This is a genomic window from Pseudonocardia alaniniphila (assembly GCF_022524485.1).
Classification (GTDB): domain Bacteria; phylum Actinomycetota; class Actinomycetes; order Mycobacteriales; family Pseudonocardiaceae; genus Pseudonocardia; species Pseudonocardia alaniniphila.
In genome coordinates this window covers 1-17,984 of the sequence record NZ_JAKXMK010000004.1, presented here as the reverse complement: position 1 = coordinate 17,984, position 17,984 = coordinate 1, and the positions used below count along the sequence as shown (strand labels likewise).

At 69.3% G+C, this 17,984-nt stretch carries 12 protein-coding genes; 7 read left to right on the top strand and 5 right to left on the bottom strand.

The window, feature by feature from the left end:
• Positions 1 to 13: 13 nt before the first annotated feature.
• Together MMF94_RS04980 and MMF94_RS04975 are read right to left on the bottom strand one after the other, a co-directional pair.
• On the bottom strand, positions 14 to 376 hold the full coding sequence (locus MMF94_RS04980) for a methyltransferase domain-containing protein (protein ID WP_277398650.1): 363 nt from the start codon (positions 374 to 376) through the stop codon (positions 14 to 16).
• A gap of 48 nt (positions 377 to 424) precedes the next feature.
• On the bottom strand, positions 425 to 1,258 hold the full coding sequence (locus tag MMF94_RS04975) for a helix-turn-helix transcriptional regulator (protein WP_241035065.1): 834 nt from the start codon (positions 1,256 to 1,258) through the stop codon (positions 425 to 427).
• Between the two features lie 724 nt (positions 1,259 to 1,982).
• On the opposite strand from MMF94_RS04975, the gene MMF94_RS04970 reads away from it, so the two are divergent.
• The 5 genes from MMF94_RS04970 to MMF94_RS04950 all read left to right on the top strand — a co-directional run bounded on the left by MMF94_RS04970 (position 1,983) and on the right by MMF94_RS04950 (position 10,340).
• Entirely contained in the window at positions 1,983 to 2,666 is a 684-nt protein-coding gene (locus MMF94_RS04970; protein ID WP_241035064.1) for a GntR family transcriptional regulator, read from the top strand.
• Positions 2,667 to 3,225: 559 nt separating this feature from the next.
• The gene (locus tag MMF94_RS04965) at positions 3,226 to 5,328 is read left to right on the top strand and encodes a hydantoinase/oxoprolinase family protein (RefSeq protein ID WP_241035063.1); all 2,103 of its coding nucleotides are present in this window, start codon (positions 3,226 to 3,228) and stop codon (positions 5,326 to 5,328) included.
• The gene (locus tag MMF94_RS04960; protein ID WP_241035062.1) at positions 5,328 to 7,616 is read left to right on the top strand and encodes a hydantoinase B/oxoprolinase family protein; all 2,289 of its coding nucleotides are present in this window, start codon (positions 5,328 to 5,330) and stop codon (positions 7,614 to 7,616) included. The genes MMF94_RS04965 and MMF94_RS04960 overlap by 1 nt, the downstream gene beginning before the upstream one ends.
• Positions 7,617 to 8,007: 391 nt before the next feature.
• On the top strand, positions 8,008 to 9,957 hold the full coding sequence (locus tag MMF94_RS04955) for a multicopper oxidase family protein (protein ID WP_241035061.1): 1,950 nt from the start codon (positions 8,008 to 8,010) through the stop codon (positions 9,955 to 9,957).
• A gap of 185 nt (positions 9,958 to 10,142) precedes the next feature.
• Positions 10,143 to 10,340 (top strand): hypothetical protein, encoded by a 198-nt coding sequence (locus tag MMF94_RS04950; RefSeq protein WP_241035060.1) that lies wholly within the window; start codon positions 10,143 to 10,145, stop codon positions 10,338 to 10,340.
• Between the two features lie 29 nt (positions 10,341 to 10,369).
• Here the strand turns inward: MMF94_RS04950 and MMF94_RS04945 are convergent, their stop codons facing one another.
• Positions 10,370 to 11,122, bottom strand: a complete 753-nt coding sequence (locus MMF94_RS04945; RefSeq protein ID WP_241035059.1) for a methyltransferase domain-containing protein — start codon at positions 11,120 to 11,122, stop codon at positions 10,370 to 10,372.
• Between the two features lie 28 nt (positions 11,123 to 11,150).
• On the opposite strand from MMF94_RS04945, the gene MMF94_RS04940 reads away from it, so the two are divergent.
• Positions 11,151 to 11,570 (top strand): MerR family transcriptional regulator, encoded by a 420-nt coding sequence (locus MMF94_RS04940; RefSeq protein WP_241035058.1) that lies wholly within the window; start codon positions 11,151 to 11,153, stop codon positions 11,568 to 11,570.
• A gap of 19 nt (positions 11,571 to 11,589) precedes the next feature.
• Here MMF94_RS04940 and MMF94_RS04935 read toward each other — a convergent pair whose 3' ends face one another.
• Positions 11,590 to 12,636 (bottom strand): class I SAM-dependent methyltransferase, encoded by a 1,047-nt coding sequence (locus MMF94_RS04935; RefSeq protein ID WP_241035057.1) that lies wholly within the window; start codon positions 12,634 to 12,636, stop codon positions 11,590 to 11,592.
• Between the two features lie 164 nt (positions 12,637 to 12,800).
• Here MMF94_RS04935 and MMF94_RS04930 point away from each other — a divergent pair, with 164 nt between their 5' ends.
• Complete coding sequence (locus tag MMF94_RS04930; protein ID WP_241035056.1) at positions 12,801 to 15,668, top strand: AfsR/SARP family transcriptional regulator; 2,868 nt, start codon at positions 12,801 to 12,803, stop codon at positions 15,666 to 15,668.
• A gap of 404 nt (positions 15,669 to 16,072) precedes the next feature.
• Here the strand turns inward: MMF94_RS04930 and MMF94_RS04925 are convergent, their stop codons facing one another.
• Positions 16,073 to 17,881 carry an ABC transporter ATP-binding protein gene (locus MMF94_RS04925; RefSeq protein WP_241035055.1) on the bottom strand — a complete coding sequence of 603 codons (1,809 nt, stop codon included), beginning with the start codon at positions 17,879 to 17,881 and terminating at the stop codon, positions 16,073 to 16,075.
• Positions 17,882 to 17,984 lie beyond the last annotated feature (103 nt).

The window sequence follows — 17,984 nt, the reverse complement described above, 5'->3', positions numbered from 1 at the left end:
GTGCAACTCTCGATCAGCGGTGTGCCACACCGGCGAATCCACACCCGTGTCGAGGATCAACGCCCGCACCGGACCGCAGAACTCGCCGCAGCTCACCGAGCGCCACCGCGATTTCGGCGACGTACTCATAGACCTGGGTGGACACCGCCGCATCGAACACACCGTCGGCATATGGCAACGCGACCGCATCACCGTCGTCGATACGAACCCACGGCATGCCGTCGGTGCGCGCGGCGGCCAACGCGTTCATCGCCGGACTCGGATCCACGCCATGCGCCGCGCCCGTCGGGCCCACCGCCTCCGCAATCGGCACGAGCAGATGACCCGGCCCGGACCCGATGTCGAGCACCCGTTCTCCCGGTTGCGGCGCGAGCATCGACGACACCTGTTCCCACACGGTCAGGACATCCCCTCCGTCACCGAACTACTGGTCGAAGCAGCGACACAATTGACGTATCAATTCGCGGGTTTCGGGAGATTGCGGCGTGTAGATCACCACATGCATGGAAGGAGGGTCAGAGAACCGGGCGCGATGGCGCTCGAGGTGAAGATCGCCGATGGGGTGTCGGATCAGGCGCTTGGAAGGAGTGGACCCGATGACGTCGTGCCTGTCCCAGGCAGCGCGGAACTCGGGGCTGACTTCGACAAGCTTCCGTGCAAGATCGGCAAGTGGTGGATCGACGAGGCGGGGCCCGGCGTCGGCCCGGAACTCGGCGAGGAGATGCTGAGCCACGATTTCCCAGTCGGGCAGCATCTCACGCAGAGAGGGATCAGTGAAGACGAGCCACAGCAGGTTCCGCTCTTCCTCGGCAACAGCCGCCACGTTCGGGTACAGCGCCGCAAACGCGGTGGTCCAGTGGAGGATCTGCCAGTCCGCGTCGATCACGTAAGCCGGCAGGTCCGTCAGGTGGTCCAGCAGCCGTAGCACCGGCTCCGGTGACGTCTGTGCGATCACGCCCCCCGCAGGTTGAGCAGCCAAGTATCCGGCCAACGACAGCAGATACGAACGCTCGACAGCTGAGAGGCGCAAGGCGGTCGCGATCGCGTCGAGCACGTGGCGAGACGGCTGGCGGCCCCGACCCTGTTCCAGCCAGGCGTACCAGGTGACGCTGACGCCGGACAGGACCGCGACCTCCTCGCGCCGCAGTCCCGTGCTTCTCCCCCCGACAGGGCGCAGGCCCAGCTCGGCACGGACCAACCGCCGGCGCCGCGCCTTGAGGAAGTCGCCGAGCTGTCGACGTCGAGCGTCGGCGCTCACGCCGCCTCAGCCGGTAGGTATGGGACCTGGGCCGCCGCGCCCCCTCTCCCGTGTGCGGTAGCAGTCGGCAGCGAGGTGATGATTCTTGTGGTGCACGACGCCCACTCGATCGACGTGCCCGGCCTCGACTCCGCGAGAAGCCTGACGCCCTCCCGACTCAGCAAGCTCGCTGCCCTCACCCATCTCATGATCGATCCCTGAAGGATTGATCGTTCTCCCGATTGCCGACAATATTGAAGGCATCCGCCGATGCCAGTGTCAAGGCGATGGCCCGGGCTGACGCCGGTGCGATTGCGCGCTTCGCCGGCCAATGGGGTAATTTGCACAGAAACCGGATTCCTTCCTGGCATGCGCGATGGCGCGTTGCCGGTGGCCGGCCGGGCTCCCTGTGTAGTGGTCCACGCATAGGGCCCCGCTCGACGGACCCTGGCAGACGGCTCGACACAGTTCAGGTGAGGTGCCCCACATCACACCGCCAAGCCGACCAGAAGCGCGCCGAACGGGCAAGGGCCGGCCGAAATGACCGTGGCCGGGCCGATTTCGGAGCCGCTGCCCGCTTCTCCTTTTCTCAAGGTCCGACGATCCTGTCTTGACAGCAAGTGCCACGACAAGAGGTGCGCCGCATAGCGTCAGATTTTGTTTGCTGTCGCCAGTTTTGTCGCCTCCCGATATCATGCCCCTGTATCCTGTAGCCGTAAGTTTCCGGCGAAGAGCGGAGTGAGCTGTGTCGACGAACGCTGCGGCCGGCGCCGTGGAGCGCAGCCCGGATCGTGCGACGCGACGCATGACGTCCAGCAGGGTGGCCGCCATGATTCGCGATGCGATCGCCAAGGGCGAGCTGTTGCCGGGCGAGCAGGTTCGTCAACAAGAGTGGGCCGAAAAGGCACAGGTGAGCCGTCCGCCGATCCGGGAGGCCCTGGAGGTGCTCACATCCGAAGGACTTTTGGACCACTCTCTCAACAGAGGTTATTTCGTCGCGAGGATCAGTCTCCATGAAATGCGTCAGCTCTACTTGATGCGGAGACTGCTGGAAAATGAGACTGCAGCAACCGCCGTCTGGCCGTCGGACGCCAAGATGGCGGAACTCTCCGAACTGGTGGACAGAGCAAGAGCTGCGGATGCACGGGCGGATCGCGCCGAGCACATGGCGCTGATCGAACAATTCCTCTTGACGGTCCACCGCCTCTCACCCGAACAGCTCGTGGTGCAGGCCGTCGTCGATCTTTGGGCACGAACGTCTGCATATCGCGCACTCTCCTTCACGGCCGTGAAGATCAGCCAGATCGACGATAACATTCTCATGGGCGTTCTGAAGGCATTGCGCGAGAATGATCGAACAGCCCTCTGCGAACAGCTGCTACGACCGACCGTCACCGTCTACGAGTATATTGAACGATCCATCAGTTAGATCAGAGCCTCCCGGCAGGTGGCGCGGATCGGGGCCGTTGCGCGCCGTTCCTGAGGCGATCCTCAGCGTACGGATCGTTCGGCGGGCGCATACTTCTCGAGCGGACCGTTCACACTGTGGGGCACGTAGCGCTGCCACTGACGCACACCTCCTCTCCGCCCGTCCCGACCGCTGGCCGCCGTTCTGCAAGTGACGAGAATTCCCCGCCATACGCGTGACTGTCAAGACGGTGACGAAATTCAGGGCTGGTGGCGCGCGGACGGACGGCAGCAGCCCAACCAGGCGGATGGGTCGAACGACCCATATATCGTTCGATTCGGCACCCCCTTTCCCACCCTCGCGGCCGACGCAGGCTTGTCGATGGAGAACCACCTGGTTACCCTCAATGCAGATCTACCGTGGAAGACGTGGTCCGCGGCCCGCAATAGATTTATGCCAGGCTGCGTTGCCCGGCGCCGAGTCGCTGAAGCGATGCGACGAACGGGCGTTTCCTACCACTGATGAGCAAGTCGTTCGAACAGGTGGCGCGTCCGGTTTCTGGCGCGAGGTGAATCCGGGAGTGTTGGTCATCTATTTCATCGGCGTGGACATCGGCGGCACTTTCACGGACTGCGTACTGGTCGATCGGAGGGGCGACCAGCGCACGGCGAAGGCCTTGTCCACGAAGGACGATCCGGTCTCGGGTGTGATGGCGGCGCTCGAGCGACTCGCGGAGGCCACGGGCGTCGATCTGCCGACTCTCCTGGCTCGGACGAGCCGGTTCGGGCACGGCACGACCATCGGCACCAACGCGGTGCTCGAGCGGCAGGGCGCGCGGGTCGGGTTGGTCGCGACTGCCGGTCACAGTGATGCACTGACGATGATGCGCGGCTCGGGCCGGGTCGCAGGCCGTTCGATCGACGAGGTCTTCTCGGTGCACGGCAGCAGGCTCCCGGAGCCGATCACGGTGCCCGGTGCGGTGATCGAGGTACACGAGCGGATCGACGCGTCGGGGGCGGTGGTCGTCTCGCTCGACACCGACGCGGCGGTCGAGGACATCAGACGGATGATCGCCGAGCACCGGCTCGACTCGGTCGCGATCGCGCTGCTCTGGTCGTTCGCCAACCCCGAGCACGAGCAGGCTCTCGCGGAGGCGCTCGCTGCCGTTGCGCCGGATGTGTTCGTGTCCAGTTCCGCGGTGGTCTCGCCGCGCCTGGGTGAGTACGAGCGCACGGTGGCGACGGTGATGAACGGATACGTCGGGCCCGCGTGCTCCCGGTACCTGGGCCGGCTCGCGGAGCGGCTCGGTGAGGCCGGGTTGGCCGAACCGCTGCTCGTCATGCAGTCCCACGGAGGCGTGCTGCCGGCCGCGACTGCGGCCGCCACCCCGCTGGGCACCATCGACTCCGGGCCGGCAGGCGGCCTTGCCGGGGCCGCGGGACTGGCGCGGACATATCGCCACGACCGGGTCGTGGCCACCGACATGGGCGGCACCTCGTTCGACATCGGCCTGGTCATCGACGGTAAGCCGGTGATGGCGCAGGAGAACGTGATCGATCAGTACACGTACCGGCTGCCGCACCTGGACGTGCGGAGCGCCGCCTGCGGCGGTGGCTCACTCGCCTGGTTCGACGGGGCGACAGGTGGGCTTCGGGTCGGTCCGCAGAGCGCGGGCTCGGAGCCCGGGCCCGCCTGCTACGGCCGCGGGGGTACCCGGCCGACCGTCACCGACGCCGATGTCGTGCTCGGCCTCCTGCGCCCCGAGGCCTTCCTCGACGGCCGGATGCCGCTTCACCGTGACGCCGCGGTGACGGCTGTCGGCGGTCTCGCCACGCAACTCGGGCTGCCGCTGGAGGACACCGCGGCGGGGATTCTCCGGATCAACAACATGCGCGCGGCGGCCATGATCCGGCAGCAGACTCTCGAGAACGGGCACGACCCGCGGGACTTCGTCCTCTACGCCTACGGCGGCGCCGGTCCGGTGCACGCCTTCGGCTTCGCCGCCGAGTCCGAGGTGCACGAGGCGGTGATTCCGCTCGGCGACGGGGCGTCGACGCTGTCGGCCTACGGGATCGCCTCGAGTGACGTCGTGATCTATCGGGAGCTGGAGCGCGGGCTGCTCGCGCCGTTCGAGGGCGAACGGGCCGATGTGCTCGCGGCGACGGTCGCCGAGGTCGAGGTGGCCGCTCGAGCCGACCTGAAGGCGGCCGGGGTCGACGCCGAGGACGCCGTCGTGGAGGTCGACGCCCTGATGCGCTTCCGGGAGCAGCTCATGCACAGCCTGGAGATCCCCGTCTCGCTGCCGGGCTCGGACGCCGGGACGAACCTGCCGGCCGACTTCGACGCCGAGTACGTCCGCCGTTACGGCTCGGGCGGCACGGCGATGTTCCAGAGCGTCGAGGTCTTCGCCTTCCGTGCGCGGGCCTCGGTCGCGGCCGCCATCCCGACGCCCACGGCCACCGTTGGTGGGTCGTCCACGCCCGCGTCGACGGAGGTCTACTGGCCGGACCGGGGATGGACGGCCACCGAGGTCCATCCCGGCATTCCGGCGGCAACGGTCACCGGGCCCGCGCTCGTCGAGCTCGCGCACACGACCATCGCCGTGCCGCCGGGCGCATCCCTTGCCACCGGATCCCGCGGCGAACTCCGGCTCCGGCTGTCCACGTCGAAGGGGACGACCTGATGAACGCACTGCCCGATGCACCCGCGATCGCGTGGGACGGTGTGCGGCGCGGGTACGTTCCGGGCGCGACGCTGGACATCCCCTCGTCGCTGCGCCTGCACTCCGCGTCGTCCGACGAGGTCGACCCGGTGACGTTCGAGGTCATCCGATACTCGCTGATGAACATCAACCTGGAGCACGGTCGGACGCTGCAGCGGCTGTGCGTCTCGCCGGTCACGATGATCACGCGTGACTTCCAGCCGTCGATCACCACGCAGGAGGGTGATCTGGTCTTCCTCGGCCCCTACCTGCAGTACTTCTCCAATTCCCAGTCGCTGACGATCAAATGGATCCTGGAGCACCGGGCGGAGGACCCAGGCATCGAGCCCGGGGACATGTTCCTGTCCAACGACCCGTTCGTCGGTTCGCCTCACCAGCCCGACGCCGTGGTGGCCGCCCCGGTGTTCGTCGGCGACGAGCTGTTCTGCTGGGTGTCGAACGTGCTGCACCACACCGACGTGGGCGGCTCGGTCATGGGCAGCTTCTGCGTCGACGCGACCGACATGTTCCTCGACCCGCCGGCGTTCCCGCCGTTCAAGCTGGTCAGCCGGGGTGTTGTTCGCACGGATCTGGAGCAGATGTTCCTGCGGCAGTCGCGCGTGCCGACCAACGTCCACATGGACCTGCGCGCGGCGATCTCGGCCAACCTGGTCGCGTCCGACAAGATCACGAAGCTGGTAGGACGCTACGGCGCTGATGTCGTCAAGTCGGTGATGAACCGGGTGCTCGACGCCGGGGAGCGGACCATCGCCGAACGCCTGCGCAAGGTCCCCGACGGGGTCTGGAGCCATCGGGTCTACGCGGAGGCCGCCCGTACCGGCGACGACGCCACGTACGTCTACCGGATGACGCTCCGCAAGACCGGCGAGCATCTCTACGTCGACAACCGCGGTACCGACCCGCAGGCCGGCTCGATCAACGTCGCCTACGCCGGGTTCGTCGGCGCTTTCCTCGCGGCGCTGACGGCGTCGCTCACCGCCGACCTGGCCGGCGCCTACGGCGGCGTGTATCGGCGCGTCCACTTCGACCCCGTGCCCGGCACGCTGTCGTGCGCGGACTTCCCGGCGGCGGTGAGTCCGGCAGGCATGTACACCATGGAAACGCTGATCAGCCTCGCCGGCACGGTGATCGGCAAGATGCTGGCCTGCGCCGAGCCGGAGATCGCCGCGCTGGCGATCGGTCCTGCACATCCGGCCTTCTACGGCCTGGTCACCGGTGGAGCGACGGCCGACGGCACGCCTTTCATCGCGACCAACGTGGACAACATGATCGGGTCACTGGCTGCCTCATCGGCGGGTGACGGCGTCGACTTCGGTGGCCATTTCTGGATTCCCGAGGGAACGGCGAGCAACATCGAGGAGCTCGAGCTGCTCTGGCCGATGCTCTTCCTCTACCGGCGGGCCCTGCCGGGTGGGGCCGCCGGGGCAGGTCGCCACCGCGGCGGCCGCGGGTTCGTCGAGTCCGCGATCCCCTGGAAAGTCCCGGAACTCGTTGCTGCGGTCTACGTCGACGAGTCCTTTCCCAAGGCGGTCGGCGGTTTCGGTGCCAACCCCGGCTCGGTCGGGCGCTTCCGGCTCAAACACGGCTGCGACGTCCGCACGAGGATGCAGGACGGTCAGATCCCGACGGACTTCGCCGCCATCACCGGAGCCGACGCCGCGATCGAGGCCAAAGGCCCCGCGCTGCGGGTCGCCGACGACGACGTCTGGGAGTGGACTGGCGCCAACGCGCCCGGCTTCGGCGATCCGTTGACTCGGGAGCCGCACCTGATCGTGGCCGACATCGCGGCGGGCTCGTTGCCCGCCTCGGCCGCCGAGCGCGTCTACGGGGTCGTCCTCGACACAGCAGGCCGGGTCGACGAGTCGGCCACCGCCACACGGCGCGACGCGCTGTTCGCTGCCCGCCTGGCCACGGCGACCCTGCCGGACCGGATCGAGACCCTGCCCGAGGATGCGCCCCTGCGCCTGCTGGGGGGCGAACTCGCGACAGCCGAGCACGACGGCGAATCCCGCCAGTTCGTCACCGTCACCGGCCGGGCACTGCTCGGCCCGACCGCTGCCAATTACAAGGAACGGTGCGCTGTGCTCGATCGGCCCATCCGGGAACTCGGGCCCGAATTCGCAACCCGCGAAGGCCGTGCCGGGTGGGCGATCCGCCACCGCGAGTACCTCTGCCCGGTCACCGGCCGGCGCATCGACACCGAGGTCTTGCGCGAGGGCGACGAGCCATTGCACGACATCGCCTTGTGATCCGGCCGCCGGCGATTCCTGCTACGACCCGCGAGAGATCGTGGTTCGCGCGGATGATCCCCGCGGAGAACCACGGCTTCCGATGAAGGAGACGACGTCAGCCGCCGAGTCCGTCTCTCGAGCAGCCCCTGCACTGTGACGCGTGGCATGCGCAACGGATGAACTCGAACGGGCTCGGACACGTGAACTACAGGGCGCTTCCGGCGCGGCCTGCGCGCCCGGCAGTCAAGCAAAGGGACGGAAACGGAGATTGCTCTTGATTCGGCGAGGGCCCCAGCATTGCCGCATTCGATGACACAGCTTCGACCCGCTTGTCGCATATAGCGCGCTCAATTCACCGAAACACTTTCCAGCTACAGATACGGTAGACGCATGCGGAGGTCTGCATACTGTGAATGAACACAGTCGACGTAGTTTCATCGGATTTGCCGGCACCGCGGCGGCAGCCGTTTACGGAGGAACACAGCTGCTGAGCGGCGACGTCAGCACGGCGTCGGCGGCGGAGGCGTCGCTCATCACGCCAGGTTCGGGCACGTTGCGAGCCGGGCCGACCAGCCCGCAGGTCTCCAAGCTGACCCCGTTCATGGACCCTCTGCAGATACCTCCCACGCTGAAGCCCAGGACCATCGGGACGAACGAGATCAACATCGTCGCAAAGAAGGTTCGGCTGCACTCCCAGCTGCCGCCGACGCCGATGTGGACGTACGAAGGTAGTTACCCCGGCCCCACCATCGAGGTGCAGCGCGGCCAGAGGATCCGCATCGCGTGGCGGAACGCACTCACCGGCACGAGCCCGGTGAAGGGCGTCTTCGTGCCGCCTTCAGGACCACCGCCCGGACTCGCGGCCGCCAACGCGCCTGGTGCGGACGGGGCCCCGGCGCGCCGTGAGCTCGTCGAGCTCACACCGTGGACCTCGGTGCATGTGCACGGCGGAAGCCAGCACGCTGTGTACGACGGGTTGCCCGAGTCCGGGATCACGCCCGGTGACGTGCAGCTCAGCGAATACACCAACGAGAGCCCGGCAGCCCACCTCTTCTACCACGATCACGCCATGCCGATCACCGCCGTCAACGTGGCTGCCGGGCTGGTCGGCAACTACATCGTCCGTGATGCGGGCGAGGACCGTCTCGGCCTGCCGAGCGGCGCCTACGAGATCCCGCTGATGCTCTCGGACATCAACTTCGACACGGACTCCAAAGGCCTGATCAACGGTCAGATCCTGATCAAACGCGTCCAGCTGGGCCCCGCGATGCGCGGGGCCATCCCGGCTGCCGTCGGGACCACCGGGCCGTTCACCATGGTGAACGGCGTGGTCTGGCCGCACCTCCAGGTGGAGGCCCGGGCCTACCGCTTCCGAATGGTGAACACCTCGCTCACGCGGGCCTACGCGCTGGCCGTCCTCGACGAGAAGACCGGCAGGCCGCTCAGACACGTCATCCGCGTGATCGGCACCGACGGCGGGCTGCTGGGCGCCGCTCGCACGCTTGACGAGATGCTGACGATCAACCCGGGGGAACGGGTCGACATCGTGATCGACTTCGCCGGCTTCCCGAACAGGAGGCTCCGGCTGGTCAACACCGACCCCTCCGTGCCGGCCGGTAAAGCGGCTCCGGCCGTGAACATCCCGTTCCCCGACGTCATGCAGTTCCGGGTCGGTGCCACCCGCGGGTCCGGCTCGGCCTACCGGCTGCCGAAGAAGCTCAGCGACTTCAAGCGGATCACCGCCGCCGACGTGCCGAAGAACGCGGTCGAGCGCTTCGTGATGCTCGCGTTCGACGTGACAGGCATGCCGAAGATGTGGGAGCTCGTGGACGCGGATCCGGACACGAAGCCCGGTGCCGGGATCATCCAGATCGCGCTCCCCGGCGGTACGAGGACCTTCCGCGTCACGGCCCAGAGCTTCGAGGAGACCACCAACTTCTTCGGCGCGTCAGGAAGCTGGGAGAAGTGGCACTTCCTCAATGTGGATCAGGCCAACCGGCAGATCGTGCACCCGATGCACATCCACGTGATGAACTTCCAGCTGATCGAACGCCGGGCCCTCGACCCCAGTGGGCTGGACACCGAGCTCGGCGGCACGACCAAGCCGATCGGGCTGGGGGCGTCCCGGCTGATCGCCGCTTCGGAGTCGGGGTGGAAGGACGTCGTCGGCGTGCCGGTGAACGAGATGGTCACGGTCGCCGGTCGGTTCGACGACAAGACCGGCCGCTACGTGTACCACTGCCACATCCTCGACCATGAGGACGAGGGGATGATGAGGCCGCTGGTCCTCATGCCGCCGGCAGTTCTGAACGTCCAGAACATGATGATGAAGATGATGAACGGCAAGGGTTCGGGATAGCGATCATCCACACGATCTCCTCAGTGGCGATCTCCTCAGCCACCTGATACGAGGCAAACCCCACCTAGGCAGGGGGGTTGTGACCCCGGACCGTGGGGCTCGCCCCATCGCCGCGGCGAGTGGGAGCGGGCATGTTGGCGTCAGGCGCCATCGCGGGCGCGGGGAATCGGGAGAAGGAACGGACAATGGGTGATCGCATTCAGTTCATCGCTTCGGTGGCCGATTCGATCGGCTATTCGGGCCTCTTGATCGCGATCGTGGTCGGCGGACTCGTTGCCGCTGCTGTCGTCTCCGCGCTGACCGGCGAGCTCTACGCCTCGGATCTGAGGCGCGCAGCGGTGGAGCGCTCGGTTCGAGCGCTGCCACCGGCCGGTCACAGCTGATCGACGAGGGTCGCCGGCTCGCCACCGTGTCAGCGACGCGTTCCCGCCGCTACGAACAGCGGGACCACGAGTAGGAATCTGCCGCTGCGGGCCCGCTCGGTCTGCTCGCCGACCCAGCCGTCCACCTCAGCACGGGTGAGGACTCCCCCGGCGACCGCGGCGTCGGCCAGTCCGGAGACCAGGGGCAACATGCGGGAGTCGGTGAAGATCCCCGTGTGCACCTCGACGCTGACGTCGGCGAACCCGTGGTCGAGCAGCAGCGTTCGGTAGGCACGCGCCACCCGCGGACTCGCAACGGTGTCGGCGCGCGCCGCCACCAGGAGGCGGGTCAGTTCCGGCTGGTCGGAGTCGATGACGAGCGTGTCCCAGTCCTGGCCGGCGAGCACGATCCGTCCACCGGGTGTGAGAACCCGCCGGGCCTCCAGAAGTGCTCGGCCAGGGTCGTCGAGAGCGTGGTAGAGCTTGTCGGCCCGGTATCCCTGTGCTTCACCGTCAGCGAGCGGCAGGTGGGGGGCGTCAGCGAGCCGAAACGGCGACGCCGGCCACCGCTCGCGAGCTACCGCGAGCATCGTGTCGTCGATGTCGACGCCGACGGCGCGCACGCCGCGCTGGTGCATCTCGCCGACCGCGCGGCCCGTCCCGCATCCGACGTCGACGACGCAGTCGCCGGGCGCCGCGGCGAGCAACTCGTAGGTCCGTTCTCTGACCTCGGAAGCGCCCGGAAGGTCGTCGACGACGTCGAGGACCGCGATGAGTCTTTGTATCGGGGTGCTGGTGGACATGCCGATCAGCGTGCTTCTTAATGTCGGCATGAAGTCAAGCGTCACCGGCGGGATGAGCATCGGCGAGGTCGCAGGGCGCTTCGGATTGGCCACCCACGTCCTGCGGCACTGGGAGTCGATGGGGCTGCTGGAACCGGCACGGGCCGCGGGTGATCGGCGCCGCTACCGCGACACCGATCTCTATCGGATCGCGGTGATCCTCCGTGCGAAGGAGGCCGGCATGGAGCTCACGGAGATCCACGAGATGCTCACCGCGCGGGATCCCGCGCAACGGCGGGCGATCCTGGCCCGCCGTCGCACGGATCTCGCGCGCCGGATCGCCACCCTCCAGACATCACTCGAGCTCGTCGACGGCGCCCTCCAGTGCGACCACGAGGACTTCACGGAGTGCGAGCGGTTCCAGCGGATCGTCGCCGAACGCATCGACATGGATCTGCGCACCGTGTGATCGTGCGCAGACCGACGTCCTACGGCCGGACCTCGTAGACGAGGTTGAACGGGGTCTGCGCGGCGCGCCGGAACCGGGTGAAGCCGGCGTCGGTGATCACCTGGCGGACGGCACTCTCGCCTGCCTGCGCACCGAGCGCATAGCCGCCTGGTTGGGAGAGCCCGTTGGGCACGCAGAGGAATGTGGAGGCGCTGTAGTACAGCCGCCCGACCGGGTTGAGGTTGCCCTCCACCGCGTCGGCCGCGTACGGCTCGACCAGCAACCAGGTGCCGTCCGGCGCCAGCGCCTGCCGCACCCGGCGGGCCGCGCCGATCGGGTCGCCCATGTCGTGCAGGCAGTCGAACATCGTCACCAGGTCGTAGTTCTCTCCGGTGAAGGTCTGCGCCGTGGTCACCTCGAAGGTGACCCGGTCGGTGACACCGGCCTCGGCGGCCCGCTTGAGGGCCAGCTCGATCGACTCGGCGTGGTAGTCCGAGCCGACGACTGTGGTGCGCGGGTAGGCCTGCGCAAGGAGCATCGACGTGGAGCCGAGCCCACAGCCGAGATCGGCCACCCGGGCGCCGGCCGTCAGCTTCGCGTCGACCCCGTCCAGCGCCGGGATCCAGCTCGGGATCAGCGCGGCCACGTATCCCGGCCGGAAGAACGCGTCGCAGCCGACGGCGACGTCGTCGTGGTGCTCGTGCCAGCCGACGCCTGCGCCGGTGCGGAACGCCTCCGTGATCCGTGGTTCGGCGCGCAGCATGCCGAGCGAGATGAGGAATGCGGCCGCCACATTGGGGCCGTTCGGGTCGGCCAGGCAGAACGCCTGCTCCTCGCTGAGCGAGAACTCCCCGGTGGCCGGGTCGTAGCCGACGTACCCGCCTGCGGCCTGGCCGCGCAGCCACTCGATGAGATAGCGCAGGTGGCATCCGGTCCGCTCGGCGAACTGCTCGGGCGTCGCCGGGCCCTGTGCAAGCGCCCGGTAGAGACCGAGCCGGTGACCGACGACCACCGAGCCCGCGGCGTCGGTCGCCGCCAGGTCGCTCACGAACCGCCCGAGGAACTCCGTCACCTTGTCCTGGTCCATCTCCCGTCTCCCTCCTGGTCCGACCGACGTGTCAGCCGGTCGGTGGCAAGGGTCGGCGACGGGACTGTCGCGGCTCTGACACGCGCTATCGTCAGGCTGACAGCACGACGAACGGCCGCTCGCACCGTCGTTGCCGGGCCGCCCGTCCACCCGGGGGTGGACCGATGGGAGCTGGAGACGCACCGCCGCCGGTGCGCGTCGACGTGCTCGGCCCGCTGCGGCTGGTCGTCGGCACGACAGCGGTCGACGTGCCCGGACCGAAGCGGCGAGCGGTGCTCGCGCTGCTCGCGCTCGCCGAGGGCCGGACCGTGACGATCGACCACCTGGTGGACGCACTGTGGCCGGCGGAGGTGCCGGAGTCCGGGCGCCAGGCACTGCACACCCACATCTCCCGGCTGCGCGCGCACCTCGGCAATGCAGCGGCCCGATTGCAGACCCGGCAGGACGGCTACCAGCTGGACCTCCTGGCCGACGGCCTGGATGTCGCGCACGCGCGGTCGCTGGTGGAGAGGGCGCGCGCCGTCGCCTGTGACGACGCCGCCGGCGCGTGCGCCCTGCTGCGAGAGGCGCACGCACTCTGGCGAGGCCCGGTTCTCTCCGACCTCACCGACATCGCGCCGATCGCCACGGCCGTCGAGGGGTGCGCCCAGCTGTACCGGGAGGTGACCGACGCACTGCTCGCCTGCGCGATCGACGCGGGACAGGGCCACGGGGTCCTCGCGCTGGCCACGACCGCCCACGCCGACGACCCGCTGCGCGAACCCGCCGTCCTGCTGCTGATGCGCGCGCTGGCCACGACGGGGCAGGCACCGGAGGCGCTGCGCACCGGCCGTGAGTACCGGCACCGACTGGCCGAGGAGGCCGGCCTCGACCCGTCACCGGCGTTGGGCGAGCTCGAGCGCGTCATCGCGGCCGGCGCCGCAGGTCCGGCGCGCACGCCGAGCCGGAGAAGCGGTGCTCCGGTTCCCGCCCGGCCGGCAAGCCGGCTGATCGGCCGCGAGGTCGAGGTCTCGGACCTGCACCGGCTGCTCACCGCCGAACGGCTGGTCACGCTCGTCGGGCCCGGCGGGGTGGGCAAGACCCGTGTCGCGGACGAGGTCGCGCGCCGGTGCGAGGCGGCAACCATCCTGCTGCTCGCACCGGTCACGGACCCGGCCGCCATCCCGCACGCGCTGGCAGCAGCCCTGAACCTGACCGTCGTCCAGGGCGACGTCCTCGCAGCTTGCGTCGCCGTCCTGAGCGACCGGCGCGGTCCGCTGGTGATCGACAACTGCGAGCACCTGCTCGACGCGGTCCGCGACACCGTCGAGGTCGTCCTGGCCGGCTGCCCCGACCTGTCCGTGCTGACCACCAGCCGGGAGCGGCTGGGGCTGCCCGCCGAGTACGCCTTCCGGCTGGCGCCGCTCCCACTACCCGGCCCCGACGGGGACCTTCCGCAGGTCCCATCGGTGGCGGTCTTCCTCGACCGGGCCGGCCGGGTCCGCCCCGGTCCCCCACCGACACCGGCCGAGCTGCGGACTGTCGCCGACATCGTCCGCCGCCTCGACGGGATGCCCCTGGCCATCGAGCTCGCCGCCGGGCGGCTGTCCACCTTCTCCCTCGCCGACCTGCACCATCGGCTCGACCGCTCGCTCGACCTGCTGGGCGGTGGCCGACCCAGCGCCGACGCGCGGCATCGGACGCTGCGGGCGACCATCGAGTGGTCCTACCAGCTCCTGTCCGAGGACGAACGCCGCCTTTTCCGTCACCTGGCCGTTTTCGTCGACGGCGTCGATGTGGACGCCGCCGAGCGGCTCGCCGCGGACCTGGGTGTGGACGGTGACCCGGGAAGCGCACTGGCCCGACTCGTCGACACCTCGATGATCGAGGCCGACGTCACCGGGCGCACCCGGTACCGGATGCTGGAGACGCTGCGCGCATTCGGCCTCGACCGGCTGGCAGCGGCAGGCGAGGACGAGACCGCGACGGCAAGCCTGATCAGGTGGGCAGTCGAGCTGACCGCCTGGATCGCCGCCACGATGACCACCGAGCGCGAACCCGAGGCCGACGCCGCCCTGCGCCACGAGCTCCCGAACCTGCGAGCCGCGTGGCGGCTGGTCCGCGACCGGGGATCTCTCGACGACGCCGCAGCGCTGGTCACGGCGCTGTTCGACGCGGTCACCTACCGCGATCTCGTGGAGATCCGCGGCTGGGCCGAGGAACTGGCCGAGGACCCCGCGCTCACCACCCATCCCCGCGCCGGCGCCGTACTCGGCACGGCGGCGGAGGCCGCCTACCACCGGGGCGACTACCCGCGGGCCGAACGGCTCGCCTGTGCCGGGCTCGAGCGGGCCACCGAGAACTCCGACACGTGGTACTGCCTGCTGCCGCTGTCGGTGGCCGCTCTGGCCCGCGGGTCGTACGACGAGGTCATCGAGCACTCCCTCGCCTCGGCCGCGATCACGACCGCACCCCGCGAGAGCCTCGGAATCGCCGCGCTGGCAGCCGCCTACGCCGGTGATCCCGACCGGGCGCGGACCCTGAACGACCAGGGACTCGACGGCGCCGTCTCGCCCACGATGCTCGCGTGGGGTGCGTACGTGGTCGGGGAGATCGAAAGCTCCTCGGGCCGTCGCGAATCGGCGGAGCAGCACTACCTGCGCGCCATCGACCTGGCCCGCACCTCGGGGGCGACGTTCCTCGTCGGCGTGGCGACCGTGGGGCTGCTGACGGTGCGCGCCGACGCCGGCCGCGTCGACGACGCGCTCCGCGGCTACCGGGACGTGATCGGCTACTTCGCGCGCACCAGCAATTGGACCCACCTCTGGACCACCCTGCGCAACCTCGCCGACCTGCTGCGCCGGCTCGGCGACGACGGCCCGGCCACCCTCATCGCCACCGCGGCCGACAACGCCCCCGACGCCCCCGCTGTCGGCCACTCCCGAGCCCCCGAACCACCCGCTGCGCTCGCCCCGGGCGCCCCACGGCCCAGCCGCGCGGACGTCCTCGAGGTGGCCCGGCGAGCCATCGAACGGAACCTGAAGCGACCGTGATCAGCGAGCCGGCTGCTCCGTTCCGCCGCTGGTCGCGCCGGAATGCTGCCTGCGGCGAGGGCGGCGCCGGCGGAGCCCCACGCGGGACAGGGCGCCGGGCTCCGCGGTCATCCGTTCAGGCTCTACCAGACCCGGGCAGCCCGCTCGACGCGACCGAGGAGGACGGCGGGATCAGCGACGCCGGGTGGCGCTCATCGTGCAGAGCACACCCACCACAGCAGCGAGTGCGGCGAGCAGCAACAGCGCGCCGGCCTGAATCATCACCTTCCGACCCCCTCGGCAGTTCATCTGCCGTGGAGACTCCGCGCTGGTGCGGCTGGAAGGGCACTCCCTTGCTCGGCCTTAGCGGGGATGCGGCCGATCTTGGCGCGACCTTGCCGCCGCACCCGGCGGCTGCGTCGTGATCAATCCGTGGTCCCGTTCCTCCTGACGGGAGCGGACGACTGCACTGCCTCCTCATCGTCGTCATCGAAGGATCCGGGGGCCAGGGCGAGGTGCTGGACGACGCCGTCGTGGATGTCGACGGTGCGGGTGGCGAGGCGGATGAGTGCGGGGCGGTGGGTCGTCATGACGACGGTGCGGCCCTGGACGAGGCGGGTGAGGGCTTCGACGACGAGTCGCTCGGCGTGGGAGTCGAAGCCTGCGGTGGGTTCGTCGAGGAGCACGACGGGGGCGTCGAGGAGCAGGGCGCGGGCGACGCCCACGCGTTGACGCTGGCCGCCGGACAGCCCGATCCCACCGTCACCGAGGCGCGTGTCGAGTCCGTCGGGGAGGCCGTCGGCGAAGTCGGACACGAGTGCGGTCTGCGCCGCCCGGGCCACTTCTTCCGGTGTCGCGTCGGGACGCGCGTAGCGGATGTTCTCGGCGATTGTTCCGGAGAACAGGAAGGTGTCCTGGAGCACGACGGCGATCTGGCGGTGGAGCCACTGGTTGGGTAGGTCGGCGGTGTTTCGGCCGTCGAGGAAGATCGTGCCTGTCGTGGGCCGGTAGAGCCCGGCGATCAGGGCGAGGACGGTGGATTTGCCTGCTCCGTTGGGTCCGAGCAGGGCGACCCGCTCGCCGGGTCGGATGGTGAGGTCGAGGTGGTGCAGGACGGGGCCGCGTCCGTAGTCGAGGACGACGTCGTCCAGGTCGATGCGTCCATCGGCCCGGGCCGGCAGTCGCTGCGTTCCGTGCGTCGCCGGGGGTGTCCGGGCGAGCACCTCGGCCACCCGTTCTGCGGACGCCGCACCCTGGGTGAAGGTCATCGAGAGCTTCGACAACCCCCGCACCGGTTTGATCATGTCTCGCAGGTAGCTGGTGACGACGACGAGCAGACCCACAGTCCACCAGCCGTTGAGCACTCCGAGGCCGCCTACCCAGAGCAGCACGGCCGTCCCTACCGCGGTGATTCCCTCCAGCAGCGGCGTGAACCGCGCCCGCAGTTCGACCGCGCGCAGACCGGCACGCAGCGTGTCGCCGTTGTCCGCGGCGAAGCGCGTGTCGTGCAGGTGGTGGCTGCCGAAGGCGTGGATGGTGCGGATGCCCTGCAACGACTCGGCGACGAACCCGGCGAGCCGCCCCTCCGCGGCCCGTTGCTGGCGGGCCGACTGGCGAGTCAGGCGGCTGTACCGGGCCGAACTGAGGAAGATGGCCGGAATGCATCCGATGGCGATCAAGCCCAGTCGCCAGTCGACCGAGACCAGCACCGCGCCGAACCCGACGATCGAGAGCACGCCCGGGAACAGGGTGGAGAACACGGCCGTCAGGCTGGACTCGATCCGGTCGGTGTCCGTCGAGATCCGGCTGGTGAGCTCTCCGACCGCGTGCTGATCGTGATACGTCATCGGCAGCCGTTGCAGATTCGCGAAGGCGTCCGTGCGGATGGCGGCGGTGATCTTCTCGCCTGCCCCGTTCATCACCCTGTCGCCGAGATAGTCGAAGGCGCCTGACGCCAGCGTGACCACCAGCAGCGCCACGGCCGCCGCGAACAGCAGTGTGCGTGTGGAACCACCGACCAGCGAGGCGAGGAGCGCAGGCGGTCCGTGGGGTCCGTTGGCGGCGAACAAGCCGTCGACGACGAGCGCCAGCGGCCAGGGCTGAGCCAGGTCGGCGAGCAGTTCGCAGATCCGCAGCCCGACGCCGAGCGAGAGTGCCCGCAAGCGCGGGCGGCCATAGGCCCGGAACTGCCACAACTGCCGCAGCAGACCCCGGTCGGCTCCGTCGTGGATCATGCGCGGACCAGCCGGTTGTGGTCCGTGCGCGCGGCTTGGCTGAGGTCGTGGTTGCTGAGGCCGGGGTGGATGCCGTGGTGGGCCATGGCGGTGTGGATGTGGG

What these genes read in the sequence shown, in the direction of transcription:
- MMF94_RS04980 (WP_277398650.1), bottom strand. Translation starts at nt 376, where the DNA reads ATGCTCGCGCCGCAACCGGGAGAACGGGTGCTCGACATCGGGTCCGGG.
- MMF94_RS04960 (WP_241035062.1), top strand. Translation starts at nt 5,328, where the DNA reads ATGAACGCACTGCCCGATGCACCCGCGATCGCGTGGGACGGTGTGCGG.
- MMF94_RS04950 (WP_241035060.1), top strand. Translation starts at nt 10,143, where the DNA reads ATGGGTGATCGCATTCAGTTCATCGCTTCGGTGGCCGATTCGATCGGC.
- MMF94_RS04945 (WP_241035059.1), bottom strand. Translation starts at nt 11,122, where the DNA reads ATGTCCACCAGCACCCCGATACAAAGACTCATCGCGGTCCTCGACGTC.
- MMF94_RS04940 (WP_241035058.1), top strand. Translation starts at nt 11,151, where the DNA reads ATGAAGTCAAGCGTCACCGGCGGGATGAGCATCGGCGAGGTCGCAGGG.
- MMF94_RS04935 (WP_241035057.1), bottom strand. Translation starts at nt 12,636, where the DNA reads ATGGACCAGGACAAGGTGACGGAGTTCCTCGGGCGGTTCGTGAGCGAC.
- MMF94_RS04930 (WP_241035056.1), top strand. Translation starts at nt 12,801, where the DNA reads ATGGGAGCTGGAGACGCACCGCCGCCGGTGCGCGTCGACGTGCTCGGC.
- MMF94_RS04925 (WP_241035055.1), bottom strand. Translation starts at nt 17,881, where the DNA reads ATGATCCACGACGGAGCCGACCGGGGTCTGCTGCGGCAGTTGTGGCAG.